Source organism: Hymenobacter sp. GOD-10R (assembly GCF_035609205.1).
Taxonomy (GTDB): domain Bacteria; phylum Bacteroidota; class Bacteroidia; order Cytophagales; family Hymenobacteraceae; genus Hymenobacter.
In genome coordinates, this window is the sequence record NZ_CP141184.1 from 1,310,717 (window position 1) to 1,326,827 (window position 16,111).

The 16,111-nt window shown below is 51.5% G+C and carries 14 protein-coding genes; 8 read left to right on the forward strand and 6 right to left on the reverse strand.

Going from position 1 to position 16,111, the window contains the following annotated elements; all coding sequences use genetic code 11:
• Window positions 1-70 precede the first annotated feature (70 nt).
• Entirely contained in the window at window positions 71-886 is an 816-nt protein-coding gene (gene panB, locus SD425_RS05460) for a 3-methyl-2-oxobutanoate hydroxymethyltransferase (protein ID WP_324676226.1), read from the reverse strand.
• 145 nt (window positions 887-1,031) lie between these two features.
• Complete coding sequence (locus SD425_RS05465) at window positions 1,032-3,911, reverse strand: putative LPS assembly protein LptD (RefSeq protein WP_324676228.1); 2,880 nt, start codon at window positions 3,909-3,911, stop codon at window positions 1,032-1,034.
• Window positions 3,912-3,987: 76 nt separating this feature from the next.
• Here SD425_RS05465 and SD425_RS05470 point away from each other — a divergent pair, with 76 nt between their 5' ends.
• The 5 genes from SD425_RS05470 to SD425_RS05490 all read left to right on the forward strand — a co-directional run bounded on the left by SD425_RS05470 (window position 3,988) and on the right by SD425_RS05490 (window position 9,559).
• On the forward strand, window positions 3,988-4,794 hold the full coding sequence (locus SD425_RS05470) for an N-acetylmuramoyl-L-alanine amidase family protein (protein WP_416381024.1): 807 nt from the start codon (window positions 3,988-3,990) through the stop codon (window positions 4,792-4,794).
• 70 nt (window positions 4,795-4,864) lie between these two features.
• On the forward strand, window positions 4,865-5,908 hold the full coding sequence (locus tag SD425_RS05475; protein WP_324676231.1) for an MlaD family protein: 1,044 nt from the start codon (window positions 4,865-4,867) through the stop codon (window positions 5,906-5,908).
• Between the two features lie 180 nt (window positions 5,909-6,088).
• Complete coding sequence (locus SD425_RS05480; protein ID WP_324676233.1) at window positions 6,089-7,717, forward strand: acyl-CoA carboxylase subunit beta; 1,629 nt, start codon at window positions 6,089-6,091, stop codon at window positions 7,715-7,717.
• A gap of 61 nt (window positions 7,718-7,778) precedes the next feature.
• The gene (locus SD425_RS05485) at window positions 7,779-8,285 is read left to right on the forward strand and encodes a hypothetical protein (protein ID WP_324676235.1); all 507 of its coding nucleotides are present in this window, start codon (window positions 7,779-7,781) and stop codon (window positions 8,283-8,285) included.
• Between the two features lie 404 nt (window positions 8,286-8,689).
• On the forward strand, window positions 8,690-9,559 hold the full coding sequence (locus SD425_RS05490; protein WP_324676237.1) for a transglutaminase-like domain-containing protein: 870 nt from the start codon (window positions 8,690-8,692) through the stop codon (window positions 9,557-9,559).
• An 83-nt stretch (window positions 9,560-9,642) separates the two neighbouring features.
• Here SD425_RS05490 and SD425_RS05495 read toward each other — a convergent pair whose 3' ends face one another.
• Together SD425_RS05495 and SD425_RS05500 are read right to left on the reverse strand one after the other, a co-directional pair.
• On the reverse strand, window positions 9,643-10,230 hold the full coding sequence (locus SD425_RS05495) for a redoxin domain-containing protein (protein ID WP_324676239.1): 588 nt from the start codon (window positions 10,228-10,230) through the stop codon (window positions 9,643-9,645).
• Window positions 10,231-10,239: 9 nt separating this feature from the next.
• Window positions 10,240-10,908 (reverse strand): 4'-phosphopantetheinyl transferase superfamily protein, encoded by a 669-nt coding sequence (locus tag SD425_RS05500; protein ID WP_324676241.1) that lies wholly within the window; start codon window positions 10,906-10,908, stop codon window positions 10,240-10,242.
• A gap of 71 nt (window positions 10,909-10,979) precedes the next feature.
• Here SD425_RS05500 and SD425_RS05505 point away from each other — a divergent pair, with 71 nt between their 5' ends.
• The 3 genes from SD425_RS05505 (at window position 10,980) to folB (ending at window position 13,524) form a co-directional block, all read left to right on the forward strand.
• Window positions 10,980-11,915 carry a WD40 repeat domain-containing protein gene (locus tag SD425_RS05505; RefSeq protein WP_324676242.1) on the forward strand — a complete coding sequence of 312 codons (936 nt, stop codon included), beginning with the start codon at window positions 10,980-10,982 and terminating at the stop codon, window positions 11,913-11,915.
• Between the two features lie 99 nt (window positions 11,916-12,014).
• Window positions 12,015-13,025 carry a DivIVA domain-containing protein gene (locus tag SD425_RS05510; RefSeq protein ID WP_324676244.1) on the forward strand — a complete coding sequence of 337 codons (1,011 nt, stop codon included), beginning with the start codon at window positions 12,015-12,017 and terminating at the stop codon, window positions 13,023-13,025.
• Window positions 13,026-13,146: 121 nt separating this feature from the next.
• Window positions 13,147-13,524: a dihydroneopterin aldolase gene (gene folB, locus SD425_RS05515; RefSeq protein ID WP_324676246.1), complete on the forward strand. Its 378-nt coding sequence runs from the start codon at window positions 13,147-13,149 to the stop codon at window positions 13,522-13,524.
• 87 nt (window positions 13,525-13,611) lie between these two features.
• On the opposite strand, the gene SD425_RS05520 is transcribed toward folB, so the two are convergent.
• On the reverse strand, window positions 13,612-15,003 hold the full coding sequence (locus tag SD425_RS05520) for a DUF4270 family protein (protein WP_324676248.1): 1,392 nt from the start codon (window positions 15,001-15,003) through the stop codon (window positions 13,612-13,614).
• Window positions 14,990-15,997: a Kelch repeat-containing protein gene (locus tag SD425_RS05525; protein WP_324676250.1), complete on the reverse strand. Its 1,008-nt coding sequence runs from the start codon at window positions 15,995-15,997 to the stop codon at window positions 14,990-14,992. The genes SD425_RS05520 and SD425_RS05525 overlap by 14 nt, the downstream gene beginning before the upstream one ends.
• Between the last annotated feature and the right edge of the window lie 114 nt (window positions 15,998-16,111).

Genomic DNA, 16,111 nt, shown 5'->3' on the forward strand with positions numbered 1-16,111 from the left:
GACCAATTGTCAACCTAGGAAGACAGCCGCAATAAATTGCTCACCGCTCATTGACAATTGCTCACTGAATTTAATAAGCTTCTTGCTGGGTTGGGAAATCCCGGCTTTTTACATCTTGAACGTAATGTCTCACGGCTTCGCTCATGATTTCGTGCAAGTCAGCGTAACGACGCAGAAAACGCGGCTTGAACTCCTTATTGATGCCAAGCATGTCGTGTACGACCAACACCTGCCCATCTACATCGGGCCCGGCACCAATCCCAATTACGGGAATAGTGAGTTCTTCGGTTACTCGTTTAGCTAAGGTCGAAGGAATTTTTTCCAGTACCAGGGCAAAGCACCCTAGCTCTTGAAGCAGTTTCGCATCTTCGATAAGCTTTTGGGCTTCTGCGTCTTCCTTCGCCCGCACGCTGTACGTACCAAATTTGTAGATGCTTTGCGGCGTAAGACCTAGGTGACCCATGACCGGAATGCCAGCCGTGAGAATACGCGTGATAGATTCTTTGATCTCGGCGCCACCTTCCAGCTTAATGCCATGCGCTCCCGATTCTTTCATGATGCGAATAGCAGAACGTAGCGCTTCAGACGAATTGCCTTGGTAAGAGCCAAAGGGCAAATCCACCACTACAAACGCTCTTTTTACGCCTCTGATTACGGAAGAGGCATGGTAGATCATTTGATCTAGCGTGATGGGCAGCGTCGTTTCGTGGCCGGCCATTACGTTGGAAGCCGAATCACCTACGAGCAGCACGTCGAGGCCCGCACCGTCTAAAATAGTGGCCATCGAAAAATCGTAGGCCGTGAGCATCGAAATTTTTTCGCCGCGCTGCTTCATGGCCAGCAGTTGGTGCGTGGTCACGAGCTTAACTTCTTTGTGCTGCGACATGGTAATAGGGCTTTAAAGTCTTAGGAATCTTGAATTCGTGAAGGATGCCAGAAATCGGCGGCCAAAACTGGCGAATTTCTAGCAAACACTCCCGCCTGTGCTCTTTGCTCGTGACATACTGCAAAGAACCTAGGCCTCCTAAGTCTTACCTGTTCAAGAAGCTGCGGTTTCGGTTGAGTTTCAAATCTTGCAGCAAGCTCGACTTCGCCGCAATGGTAACGTTGTAGCCGCGGGTGTAGCCAAATGGGCGCCAGTTGCCGCTAATTTGCCAGCAGTGCAAGTCACGGTAGAAGTCTAGTGACGTGAAGGTGACCGTTTTATTTTTGAAGTCATAGCCGCTGCTATAGCCCAAACGAAAGTTCTCTGTCAGCTTCACAGAGCCACTCACGTTGAGTGCTGCCACCGTAACGGGTATAGGCCTTAAATAACGGTTTAGCACGGTCAGGCGGCTAGCGCGCGGACCTGGGTCGGTGTAAGAAGCACCAAACGAAGTGCTTAGCTCCCATGGAATCAGGAAGTCTACGTAGTCTTCGTACGGATCGGCTTGTTGCGGTGCTCCTAGCACTGGGTCGTTGGTGGGTGCCACTTCCCGCGCAACGTTCGACTTTTTCTTGGGCTTGGCAGCGGGGTTGAATTGGTAAGAGAGCTGAATGCTAGCTGAAGAAAGTCGAGCTACACGCCGCTGCTCGAATAGATACTTATTGATGAGCGTGCCACTCGAATCTCGCTGATAGAATTCAAAGGTGCCGTTGATATTGATGTTGAGCTTACGTGCAATCTGCGTGCGGAACACCGCTGATAGTGGAGCTAGGTTTAATGAATCCGCGGCAAAGTTGTACCCGGTGCCAAAATCAAGTCCATCTAATAGGCTTACCTTCTTAAAAGGATTCGTACCAGTAGTATCTTGTGTATCCCGCACTTTCATCTCCAATGAGTTCTGAAGGCTGAAACTAATCTGAGATACTCTAGCACCACCTGGTTGCCCAAATGCAAAGCCGTTATAGTTAGAAATGGCGTAGCTGGCGCTAGTAGGATTTATAATCTGTTGCGCTCCTAATGCTCGGTAATAGTCTAGCAACACATCTGTGTTGTAGTAGTTGCTATTCCTGTAAACATCAGGAGAAAAGCTGTAACTAAGGCTAGGTGTGATCTTGTGCCGTATAGCCTCTACTTTCTTGCCTTTGATAGGCAGGATACCATAAATGGTAGTGCCTAAGCTAGCACCAGCCGAAAAATTACTGATCGGGCTAAACTTGCGGAGTGTATCAACACGTATCGCACGGGCCGCTTCTACATAGCTGTACTCAAGGCGTTTGTTGTACCAAGTGCTGCTGTAGTTGACGTTAGGCGTGAAGCTTAAATGTTTAAGAACAGTGTAACTGCCGAGCGAGATCTGAAACTGGTGCTGAATACCTGATTGCGAATTGCGCAGGATAGTACTCAGGTTTGATAAATCGAAAGGAATGTAGCGCCCTGCCGTAGTACCACCAATGAGCGGAAGACTGTTCAAGGAACGCGGTGCTTCGTAGTTGGAGACGTTGTTCTTGGCGTTGCCGGTGTAGGCAATGGAGAATTGCTCATAAAAGCGGCCGCGCGGCGTAATACCTAGCCACTCGTACGGATACTGCCGGGCAACACCTACTGTAATATCCGGTAGCACAAACGTCATAGAGCCGGTAGTGGTGTTTTGGCTCTGCGAAAAATTGATGGCGTAGTTAACAGGCGAATTGCGGATCTGCTTTTGATAACTTACTGAGGAGCTAAAAGCAGGAGTTAAATAACGCCGCGCATCAAATGAGTTTTGGGTGTTATAATCGTTGCTACCGGCTTGCACGCTAGCAGAGAAGCGGCCGCCCCCAGGCTTCTGCACCGGTGAGTGACTCCAGTTGATCCAGATGGTTTTGGGGGAGCGAGGCTTGCGGTATGCAGCATCGGTTGAGGCAGTATTAGAGGAGATAATCTGCGAAGGCGGCCGTTGGCTGTATTGCAGGCTCAAGCGGCCACTATATGCATAGCGTTTGATATACTGCATCTCGCCCGTTAGACCAAAACCGCCAAAAGCTTCCGCATTGCCGGAGTAAATATCACCCGTCAGGCGCACGCCGATGTAGTCGTTGGCGGCCCAGTAGTAGCCTCCATTACGTAGGAAAAAGCCGCGGTCAGTGGTTGATCCGAATGTTGGGATGATTACCCCCGACGCGCGGCCACGGCTACTCGTCATGGGGAAGTAGCCGAACAAGAAACCTAGGGGCGTCGGTATGTCGCCAATGACCAAGTTAAAAGGTCCCGTCACGACCTTTTCGCCCGGAATCACCTTCATTTTAGTGGCATTGATGTAGAAGTGCGGATGCTCTAGGTTACAGGTCGTATAGCGCCCGTTGCGCCCGTACATTTCGTTCAGCGCGTTCTTCTTGATGGTTTCCGCGTGGATGTAGCCTTCCCCTTCGTTGGTGATAGCCTCCGCAATCTTGCCCTTCTTCGTTTTGAAGTTATAATTGATAACGCCAGCGGAGTACACGCCACCTTCGTTGTTGAACACCGGCTTGCCCCGCACTTTGCCCGTCGAGTCAGCTATACCTTCGGCTTTGACGACGTTGGTGCCATAGTCAACCGTAATTAGGTCGGCCTTCAAATCCATCTTGCCGTAGTTGACATCGGCTTTGTTGTAGAGGTAGGCTTTTTTGCTCTGCACCTCAAAACGAATGGAATCTTTGGCGACGTATTTTACCGTCGTTTCCAAAGCACCTTTGCGCGGCGTAACCCGGAGCGAGTCAGCGGTGCGCGCTGTATCGGCTACGATGACGGTACCACCGCGGCTCGTGTTGTTGTTAGGCAACGGAATACCCGCGCGCCCATCGGGACCTAGGCGGGGTACGGCGGCGGGCACCGTTGCCTCCTGCGGCCGTTGTTGGCCTTGAGCAGTAAAAGGCAGACCAAGCCAAACCAATAGCAACGGCAGCATCGTGGCGAGCCGAAGCACGTGGGGCAAGTGGCGGAAAGTGGAGGGGCTGAACAGCGCGGACAAGGCCACGTAGTTTTATTCGTTTAGTTTTGTGGCGGTTTGCAAAGGTAGCGGGTAGCTACCCCAACTAACGAACTCTGTGCGGAATATTGTCGCTCTTTGTGTTTTTGGCCTATTATTTTTCGCTGGGCCATCGAGGGCCGTGGCACCTGGCACCCCAGGCGTACCACGGGCTAGGTATCATCTGCGTACAGTTGTGCTCGATGCGGGCCACGGTGGCAAAGACCGGGGCTGCGTGGGGGTAAGTGCCCGCGAAGCTGATGTGGCGCTGAAGATCGTGCTAGAAGTTGGCCACATGATCGAGGAAAATATCCCTGACGTGAAGGTTATTTACACTCGCAAGACCAATGTATTTGTTGAGTTGGCCGACCGGGCGGGTATCGCCAACAAGCATAATGCTGACCTATTCATCTCGGTGCACTGCAACTCTGGTCCGACGGTGGCGCACGGCACTGAGGTCTGGACAATGGGTACAGCCAAAACGGCCGCCAATTTGTCGGTTGCGAAACGAGAAAACGCCGTTATTTTACAAGAGGATAACTATAAAGAGCGTTACAACGGCTTCGATCCGAACTCGCCCCAGAGCCATATTTTGTTTTCTCTCTACCAGAGCGCACACGTGCAAAATAGTTTGCGGTTTGCTCAACGTGTTGACCAGCAATTCCGTACGAAGATCGGCAGAGCTTCGCGCGGTGTAAAGCAAGCCGGTTTTCTGGTGCTCTGGAAGTCAACAATGCCTTCGGTATTAATCGAAGCAGGCTTCCTGACCAATCGCACCGAAGAGAACTACCTGAACGATAAATCAGGACAGACGTATATGGCTTCAGGTATTTATCGCGCCTTCCGGGAATACAAAGATGAGCTGGAAGCCATGAACGGAGAGTAGTACAGTTTCGTACACTTCGTTGCTCATAAGTACGTGTTAGTCAAAACTCAACCTCTTCCTCCGCCCCGTTGTGTCGAAAGAAATAAAAGTTGCCCTATTGGCCATTGTAGCCTTAGTGGCTTTGTACCTCGGATTTACGTTCCTGAAGGGAAGCAACGTGCTGTCTTCGAACAAGACATTCTACGCCAAGTATGATAACGTGGATGGTTTGGCAGTGGGTAACCCTGTCATTCTGAATGGTATCAAAGTGGGCCAGGTGAAGGAGATGCAGCTGTTGCCGCAGGAAATGAACCGCGTAAAAGTATCGGTGGAGCTAGGTAAGGAAGTAGTAGTGGGCGACTCAACCGTAGCGAGCTTGTCGGGTTCGTTGCTTGGTAGCAAAACTATCACACTGTTTTTGGGTAAAAATTCCAAGATCTACGACGGTGGACAAGAGTTGAAATCATACACGGTGGCCAGTATCACCGACGCTTTTCAAGCTAAAGCGCTGCCCGTGCTAGGTACTGTCGACTCGACGTTGATTAAGGTAAATGGCTTCTTGAGCAAAGATGCCAAGGTAAGCATCCAGCAAACGCTGCTGAATGCGCAAGGCTCTACTGAAGCGCTCAAGAACCTGCTGCTGATGAACCAGCGCAACATCAATCAGATTACAACCAACATGGCACGTTTGAGCGGCGACCTAGCTGTTACGAGCAAGAAGTTTGACCGCATTGCCTCTAACTTTTCCCAACTGACCGACTCGCTGAAAGCTGCTCCCGTAGGGCCAGCGCTGCGTCGCATGAACGTGGCCGTAGGTGAAGCCCAAACGGCTATGAGCACGCTCAACAAGTCGCTCACTAGCACAAACGGATCGTTGGGTAAGCTGATCAACGATGACTCTCTATACAACAACTTGAGTGCTACGGCAGCTAGCTCCAATAATCTATTAGTCGACCTCAAGGAGAACCCTAAGCGTTACGTTCACTTCTCGCTGATTACGTTTGGTGGGAAAGACAAGACCAAGAAGGAAATGACGAAAAAGCCGAATGGCGAAATCGAGACCGAAATAAAGACGAAGAAGGACCAAAGCACTACCCAAGTTGTAACGCCTACCGACACGACGAAGAAGGACTAGCTTGTTGCCGAACATTCCTCTTAGAAATCTTACCTTTAAAATCCGCCTTTGGGCGGATTTTTTGCTTTCCACCCACCTAGAGTGACTGAGTAGCTAATTGACGGCGTGAGCGTTCTACTACCTAGGTCTGAACGATAACGCCGTCACTCAACTACTCAGGCACCCAGCCACCCAGTCATCATGGACCTTGAGTTCAACAAAAACGAAGACCAGCTAAAGCAGCTAACTTATCAACTGCAGCACCGCCTACAAAAAGTAAAGCTAGGTGGCGGTGAAAAACGCATTGCCGCCCACAAAGCCAAAGGCAAACTCACTGCCCGGGAGCGGATTGAATACTTGTTGGACAAGGGTGCTGAAGCCATAGAGATCGGCGCTTTTGCTGGCGAAAACATGTACCCCGAGGAAGGAGGTTGCCCTAGTGGTGGGGTCGTCGTGATGCTGGGCTATGTACAGGGCCGGCAGTGCGTGGTAGTAGCTAATGATGCCACAGTGAAGGCCGGGGCGTGGTTTCCGATTACAGCAAAGAAAAACCTGCGGGCCCAGGAAATCAGCATCGAAAACAAGCTTCCTATTATTTACCTCGTCGATTCGGCGGGGGTATACCTGCCCATGCAGGACGAGATTTTTCCGGATAAGGAGCACTTCGGCCGCATCTTCCGCAACAATGCCGTGATGAGCAGCCTAGGTATCGTGCAGCTAGCGGCCATTATGGGGCCTTGCGTGGCGGGCGGCGCCTACTTACCCATCATGAGCGACGAAGCCATGATTGTGGACGGCACAGGCTCGGTGTTCCTAGCAGGCTCGTACCTAGTGAAGTCGGCTATCGGTGAAAGTATCGACAACGAGACCCTAGGTGGTGCCACCACGCACTCGGAGATTTCGGGCGTGACGGATTACAAGTTCAAGAGCGACGAAGAATGCCTCAACCACATTCGCAATATCTTCGATAAGCTAGGTGCTCAACCTTCAGCTGGCTTCTCGCGCAAAGCATCTGCGCCGCCGGCCGAAAAGGAGCAAGAAATCTATGGCCTGCTGCCCAACGACCGCGCCAAGCCTTACGACATGATGGACATCATCCGACGGCTGGTCGACAACTCGGAGTTTGAGCCTTACAAAGACCTGTATGGCCAGACGCTCATCTGTGGCCTAGCTCGCATTGATGGCTGGGCAGTAGGCATCGTAGCCAATCAGCGCAAAATCGTGAAGACGAAAAAAGGCGCCATGCAAATGGGCGGCGTCATCTATTCTGACTCGGCCGACAAGGCCGCGCGGTTCATTATGAACTGCAACCAGAAACGCATCCCGCTGGTGTTCTTGCACGACGTATCGGGCTTCATGGTAGGGTCGCAAAGTGAGCAGGGTGGCATTATCAAAGACGGCGCGAAGATGGTCAATGCCATGAGCAACAGCGTCGTGCCCAAGTTCTCCGTTATTATTGGCAACAGCTACGGGGCCGGCAACTATGCCATGTGTGGCAAAGCCTACGACCCGCGCCTTATTGTGGCGTGGCCTACTGCCCAACTGGCCGTAATGAGCGGCGCTGCCGCCGCCAACACGCTTTTGCAGATTCAGGTAGCCGCTGCTGAAGGCAAAGGTGAAAAGCTCTCGGACGAAGCCAAGAAGGAGATGTTCGACAAGATTAAAGCGCGCTACGATGAGCAACTCTCGCCCTACTACGCGGCAGCTAGGTTATGGGTCGACGCCATCATTGACCCGCTGGAAACGCGCAAGGTGATTTCAGAAGGCATTGCCATGGCGAATCACGCGCCGATCGAGAAGGCGTTTAATGTGGGCGTGATTCAGGTGTAGTGAACTATCACCAAAAGACAAAGTAGCTTTTGTAGCGTTATAAGCTGGTTAACATCACAATATGGAGCACCTGTCCTATGCCTTAAAAGCTTTCCGCAAATGGTTATTCTCATCCAGCCTACAAAATGCCAATGCCATTGTGCATCCTAGCTTTATTCAAGATAACCCAGGCGAATGGAAATATATTTCCAATGATTGGCGAATTGTAGCACGTTATACACTGATTACTCCCTTTACTTCATTCACATTGGAGCAGTGGAGCAATAAAATTTATACGCACTTGCGGTTAAAGGCTGATGACGCGAAGCAGCTATACATAGAATTTCGCTCTACTTGGCCGGCAAATGTCTATTTTGAGATTGGTAAGTTGCAAACAACTGATGAAGACGCAGCTGCTCGCAACGGAGTGTACCTAGCTAGCTTCGAAAGGTATGATGATGGTACAGCGAGGCTAGTTTTAAAAGAGTCGCCCAGTATTGTCGGTTACATCAGTTTTGATCTAGAAGGCATCATGGAGGACGAGTATCAACTTCTAAAAACCTCGGTGACACATGCATACAACTTCTAGATAATTGGTCACTCAGAGTAAACAGCAAAGTATGCTTACAACATGCCTGTGTTTGGCTGCGAATGCCAAGTCGTCGCGTACAACAGAAGGGCAGGAGTTAACCTGTATGAAAATGATAGATGTAAGGCTGCTTTATAGATAAAGCAAATGCCGAAGGAAAATCTATGATAATACCTAGGGTTATTCTGAAATGAGCTACTTACGATAATATTCATATTGCCATTCCTAACTTTTTCTACCTTCAACCTGTAGCAAGTGCGTGAACGATACCGCGCTTTTTAAGTGTTTCTGGAGTATGAAAGCCAAACCGGTTTCGCGTCTGAAAGGCATGAAACCGGTTTTTCCTATTTCAACGTACGATGAATCAAGAATAAGGCAGGAGGTAAGCCTGCCTAGCTAAGTGAATGACGAACAAAGAGATTAAAGCCCTTATTTCCTTACTCGACGATCCAGAGGTTGCGCCCCAAATTCAGGACAAGATTCAGTCGTTGGGGGAAAGTATTATCCCCTTCCTGGAAGAGTCGTGGGAGGAAAGCCTAGATCCTAAGCAGCAGGAGCGCTTGGAAGATCTAATTCATAACCTGCAGTTTGAGGCCTTGCAGCAGCGCATGCGCGTGTGGCGCGACTCGGGCGGTGAGAACCTGCTGGAAGGTATGTGGCTACTCAACAGCTATCAATACCCCGATGCTGACTTTCAAGCGCTAAACCGCGCCATCGAGCAGTTGCGCTTTGAGGCTTGGACGCTCATGCGCCCCGATATGCACCCCGCCGATCAGGTGCAGGCGTTGAACCATGTGATGTTTCGGGGGCACCGTTTTGCCGCGAATACCCAAAATTTTCACTCGCCGGCTAATTCCATGTTGCATCTCGTGCTGGAAACACGCCGGGGCAATCCGCTAACGCTATGTGTGATTTACCTGCTGGTAGCGCAACGGCTGAATTTACCTGTTTATGGCGTAAACCTGCCCAACCTGTTCGTGCTCACCTACCGACCCGAAAACCGTAAGGTGGAGCCGTTTTATATCAACTGCTACAACCGGGGACTTATCCTGTCGCGCGCCGACATTGAGCATTATGTGTCGCAATTGAATCTATCGTCCAATGATATCTTCTTCGAGCCTTGCTCGCACCTCGATATTGTACGACGTGCTTTGCGCAACTTAATACTGAGCTTCGAGAAGATGCAGGAACCAGCCAAAGCAATCGAAGTAGGTAAGCTACTTGCTATTCTCACGGATGACGCCGCACCTGCTCCCGACGATGAAGACGAATAAGCTAGCCTAGCGCAGTTGAAATGAAAAGCCCGTCTTACTATGCTTAGCAGACGGGCTTTTTCGTGTGATGCTCTCAGGCTTTACTAAGGTTGCTTGATCAAGCAGCCCGCAGCTCGCTTGTCGGTTACGCTCGTCGAGCGGCCCGCCAATACATCGTCGAGCGCCGTAGCTAGATAGCGCTCCTTCACGAAGCCCTCCACTTGAGGGTTGTCGTCGATGGCACCTTTGTAGCGTACCGCAAACCCGTCGCCGACGGGTTGGAGCAGCACCACCTCGGGTGTTTTCGTGACGCCAAGTAGAGCGCTTACTTTTTGCCCTTCATCAATAAAGAAGGGGAGTGAAGCGGCATCGCCGGGGTCAGTGGTATGGCCGTCGGCTAGGTTGATGGGAGCGTTGATAAAAATGAACTGCACGCCACGGTCTTTGTACGTAGCCGTTAAGGCGCGAAACCGCTCGCGATACAGCTTAGAAAAGGCGCAGCTAGGATTGACGAACGCTATAACGACAGCTTTGCTACTTGCGTAGCTCCGCAAGGAAACCTCCGTGTTGGAGGCGTTTTTAAGGCTGAAATCATTGACGGAGCGGTTGCTTTGAGCACTGGCTACACCAATAGCTACCGTGCAGAATAGGAAGGTAGCAGCAGCAATAATCGACAGACGACGAACAGACATGAAGGTGGGTCAGGAGGGTAGGGGCAAGGGAAGATCCTCGTAGCAGTAAGTGAGGACGTAGCCAGTGGCTGGACAAGTATAGTAAATCTGGTGTTGGCTGCGGAAGTTTTCTAGCAGCAGGTGCCCCGTCAACACACCTGCGTTCCGCAGCCAAAACGGGTCAAGCATAATTTGCTTCTTAAACACCAGACCCCGGCGACTGTGCAGCTTGTAGAGCGTTTCTTTGGCGCTCCAGTAAAGACTATACTTGGTCGTTTCGTCACCGGCATTGGCCCACTCAGCTTCTGACAAAAAACGAGAAGCTAACTTTTGGGCCTTTGAGCGTACTATTTCAATATCTATGCCAACACACCCTTGTGTAGCAACTATGGCCGCTAGCCATTCGCCTGAGTGCGAGAGCGAAACGGCATACTGCGGAAGCACAGGAAAGAATGGTCGACCGTTCTCATTGTTGTGCAACACGGGTATCGCCGTTGTGAAAGTCGGCAGGAGCCTATGTACCAGTACTCGGCCTGCCCACCACTGGGTCGTGCGGGCAACATCCCGGCCCAGGGGTTGCAGTGCGGCGTATTGTTCCGCGTGAGGCAACTGTTCCTTGAGTTCCGAGGCGGATTCCTGCAGGTGCCATAGTCCTAACACTACCGAGCTGGAAAGAGACGTAACAGAATGGAGAGGCATGCAGAAATAGGTTAGCCGTACTGAACCCGAAGTAAGCTCTAAATTTGTCCCTCATCTAATCCGCTTACCGTATGCCGCCGCTTTTTCGCCCAGAGGTGCAAAAACTAGGTACCCTCACTGGGCACCGCGACTGTGTGTACGCCTTGGCGGGTAGCCCTGGCGCACCGACGTTTTACTCAGCCGGCGCCGATGGGTTTGTAGTTGGTTGGAACATCGACGATCCGTTGCAGGATGGCGAGCTGATTGCCCGCGTCGAAAACTCCGTGTATGCCCTGCGCTACCTTCCTGAGCGCGACCTGCTGCTGATTGGTCATAACTTTCAAGGGCTGCAAGCCATTGCACTAGCAGATAAGAAACTAGTGCACGCTACTGCCTTACCGCCCTTTGCCATCTTCGACCTGGCTTACTCTGCGAGGCGGCGGCGCCTTTACGCTGCCCTCGGCGATGGGACGCTGGCGGTCTTGCGAGCCGACGATTTTCGGGTGGAACAGCTGGTGCGCGTCACTGACAAGAGCTTGCGCTGCCTAGCCTTGCACGAAGAACGCGGAGAGCTAGCCATTGGCAGCAGCGACGCGCTAATACGGGTCATGGATGCCGACTCGCTGGCCGTGAAGCAAGTGCTCACAGGCTCGACCAATTCGGTGTTCACCGCAGCGTACACCCCCGACAGCCGCTACTTGCTTACCGCAGGCCGCGATGCGCACCTGCGCGTTTGGGAAGTGGACGCTGACTACCGGGAGCAACAAGCTATTGTGGCGCACTTATTTGCTATCAACCATCTCGCTTTCAGTCCCGATGGGCTGTTGCTGGCTACGTGCAGCATGGATAAATCGGTGAAAGTGTGGGATGCCGAAACGTTCCGGCTGTTACGCGTCGTGGACAAGGCACGCCACGCGGGACACGGAACCTCCGTCAACCGATTGTTTTGGTCAGGACGGCAGAATAGGCTAGTTTCGTGTAGCGACGACCGTAGCCTCGCGGTTTGGCAGTTGACGTCTGCCAAGTAACAGGTCAGAGCGAGCAGCCTGCTTAGAGGGTTCGGCCTGGTTAGTTGCTCCTTGTCACTGTTAACCACGGATTGTTAACTGTTAAATGGTCATTGGTACATGAAGATAACTGCGCTCGATATTCGGCAAAAGACGTTTGAAAAGGCTTTCCGGGGCCTAGATAAGGACGAGGTTCAGGCTTTCCTGCTCACGCTTTCCCAGCAGTGGGAGCGAATGGGTGACGAGAACCGAGAACTGCGCATAAAGCTCGAACATGCTACGCATGAAGTGAGCAAGATGCGAGAAGTGGAAACCTCGCTTTATCGCACCCTCAAAACGGCCGAAGACACGGGTAATAGCATCACCGAGCAAGCACAGCGCGACGCTGAGTTGCGTATTCGCGAAGCTCAGCTGAAAGCAGAGCAGCTGCTTAACGAGGCGCGGCAAAAAGCGCGCAATGTGGTAGATGATGCCTACAAGCAGGCCGAAAAGACGGTTGCTGAGATGAAGGCCGAAGTTACTGGCCTAGGACAGGAGTGCCAACGGCTAGAAAATCAACTGGACGGCCTCGTGCGCGACTTGCATCATTTGGCTTCCGACGCCTTGGATAAAGTAGAAAAAGCGAAAGCTCGGCCGAAAGCCGCCGTAGCTGCCATCCTTTCGCGGGCGGCTAGCGTAAAGGTGAACAGACCCGATCCTTCACCTGAAACTGACGTTCCCATGTTTGTTAACACTTCTTCTACTTCGTCGAGCGCTGCTGTAGCTGGTGCTTCTGCTGCTACGTTTGGCGGTTCCGCCGCCACGGCAGCACGCTCCATCGGACCGCAGCCGGGCAGCTACAATCCTAAGCCGGGTCAGCAGCCTGACCCTCGTAACCCTGATCAAGCACCTGGCCCGGACATTCAACCCGTTCCGTCGCCCCTGGAAAATCCAGGTATTTCGGAGCCCTCGCGCATCTACCAGCCTGGCCCGGCGCAAGTTCCTGAACCCGACGCGCCCAATGTTGAGCCCATCGCGCCTGATATTCAACCTATAGGACCTAGCCATCCAGAGATTACGCAGCCTTCACCGGCTACGCACCCCGGTATGGTGGCGGTAGCCGCCGAAAAGTCGTTTTTCGATGAGATATAGCTTCCATGCACTGTTGCATAGCTAGCTTACAAAAAGGCCCACAATGTACTATTGTGGGCCTTTTTGTAAGCGGATTTTTATAAACGCGAGTAGTCTCGCAAGTATCATAATACCAAAAGACATGGGTCAAATAGCGTTAGAGGGGATGGAGTTTTTTGCATTTCACGGCTTCTACGACGAAGAGCAGAAAATCGGGAATAAGTATGGGGTAGACCTCTATATCGAAACAGATCTTCATGCTGCTGGCGCCTCAGATAACTTGGCTCAGACGGTCAACTACGAAGTACTTTACCGCTTAGTAGCAGAAGAAATGGCAGCCCCAGCACGTCTCCTAGAGCACCTAGGTCACCGCGTAATGGACCGGATTCTAGCCCGCTTCCCCCATATCCACGGAGTGAAGGTGAGTGTGTCGAAGTTCAACCCACCCCTGGGCGGCATCTGCACCCGCGCCCGTGTAACCTTAAAAAGAAAACGCAGCTCTGCTGGATCAAGTAACTGACGTTCTTCCTTGTTCTAACAAAAGAGGCCTAGGTACACCGTGTACCTAGGCCTCTTTTGTTGTTAGCTTGATGCTACTTCCTCTACCTCATTGCACCCGAGCGTAATACACTCTAAACTGCAGTGGATTAGTGCGATTATTCTTTGCCCCCAGCACGACGCGTGTCACATCGTCAGGCACGACGCCGCGCAATACACCAGCAGTAGTAGTAGGATACAGCAACAAGCCAGTATTCTGGATGCTACGATTCAGTACTGCTTGCAGGTAAGTGGTCAACTGAAACTTGTAGTTTACCACCTCTAAACCTGTCGTTGGCGATATTCTAGGATAAGAGCCTGTTGACGAGTCCAATGGGTTGTATACACCCGTAACGGCATTCCCATCCAACTGCGTGACAATAGCTCCTCTGCGGTTAGAAGGATCCGTGAGTGTAAGAGCAATCGTAGTTGGTGGAGCTAAGTATCTTGATTCTGTACCCTGCACGCCTTCCATTGTCAGTTCGGCCGAGATAACAGACAAGGTGCCACCTAATTCCTTGAGGTTGTTGATGTAGGGAATGTCTACGCGCGTATACAAACCTAGCCCAGCTTGGATGTAAGTTTCTGCTGCAGTGCTGCTACTGCTCAGTGCCTGATAGGGCTTAGTGAGCGGAGCTAGGAGCGTAGCACTACGATTAGCGCGCAAGCGATAGAAGTGCCGGCTACCAGTTGTCAGCGGAAAGGTATATACAAGAGGATCACTTGCTGCTGCTTCGTGATAGTACAAGTTTAAGCTGGAACTGGCGTCACTTATTAGATAACGCAATAAAGCGGCGTCATCCGTAGCACCTGGCGATAATACCAAGCCTTTGAACCGGGCCTGTAAGTCATCAGGTGAAGTAAGTGCTCCTGCGCGAGCAAGCTGATATAGTTCCCGGCCTAGGTCGTCGGTCAAACGGATACGGAGTGTACGCGCACCTGGGCGCGCCCGGAACGTGTACTCTTTTGCCTGCGTTAATCCGACCTGCCCGAGTGGCGTTTCGTCGTAGCGTAAGGCATCAAGGGTGTAATACGTTTTGTCTACGAAATTTTCCTGTAAGCGCTGTACAAGCAAGTGTTGCGTGCGTGTAGTATCACCGTAGCGATACGTATCAGTACGCAATGTCAGAACTAGTGAGTCGTAGGACGTAGTAGCACTAGGAGTGGCGCTATTATTTAACCCTACTTGAGTAAAGCCGCGTGCCTCTACTATGCCTAGGCGTGGGTCAACGTAGCGACCTACCATTAGGGTAGAGCTAGTAGACGACGCAATAGAGTCGAGCTGCACCGTGGACGTACGTACCGTGAACGTATCGATGTACGTAATACCTACTTTATCTGTCGTGACGGGTAGATCGTTACCAATTGCCCCAGGTTCGGAGCAAGAAGTAATGAGCGCAGCTAGCAGTAAGCTGCCAACTGCGCACAAACTGCGAAATAATGTTTTACTATTCTGTTGCATCAGGAGCTAATTCCCACACGTCATCAAGGCGTATGCTACCGTTGGAGCCAGTTGCAACGTAGCCTGTACTACCTAGTCCAAATCCTACTGCATATGTCCGAGCAGAACCAGGGAAATTAGTTTTTTGCGTCCAAGTATCTGCATCGGGGTTGAACTCCCAACAGTCAGACTTATTTCCTTCGCCTACCGTCACATAGCCTTTGCCATTCACAACGAAGCTCGCGCCATAATTACGGGCTACTGCGCTGTAATCGTAACCATCAGTCGAGTTGTTGGTCAGGCTGCGCATGTTGGTCCAAGTGTCAGTAGCCGGGTCGTATGCTTCGTTATCGGTTAGCACAGCACCATTATCCGTACCTGATGCTATGTAGCCATAGTTTCCGATGGTAAAGGCCATTGCACCAATGCGCTTATTACCGAAGAGGCTAGCTTTCTGCGTCCAAACGTCCGTAGAAGGATTGTACTCCCAGAAGTCTTTTAGGTTGGCAGCACCAACTGCTGTTGAACTGATAGTACCGTAGCCCGTACCAACGTAACCTTTGTCGCCAATGGATAGACCTACAGCACTGTAGCGAGCACCACCGGCAAAATCTTTCTTCTTCGTCCAAGTATTAGCATTGGGGTCATACTCATAGAAATCACTTAGACGATTGGTCCCGTCGTACCCGGTACCTACATAGCCTTTGTTCCCAACGGCAAAAGCTACAGCATTGTAGCGTGCTACACCGGGGAAAGGAGCAATCTGACGCCAAGAGCGGTTATCGGGGTTGTACACCCAGAAGTCCTTGAACTTATCAGTGCCGTTCCAGCCTAGGCCCACATACGCTCGGTTATTGATGGTAAAGGTGACGGCGCCACTGCGAGGCGCGCCTTCAAACTGGGCGCCACCTGACCATACGCCAATGATTGCATCAGTATCATCGTCATTCTTATTGCAAGAAGTAAAACTGAACGCGCTGAGCAGTAAGCAAACCGCGAAGAGAAGGTGTTTCATAGAAAGCGAAAACAGTAAAAAAAGAAAGGGTACAGAGGTAAGAGTTAAAAGACAGGGCGAAGGTGGCAGCAAGTTCCGGATTTTTTAGAACATTCTTCCGCACGTCAAAGCTAC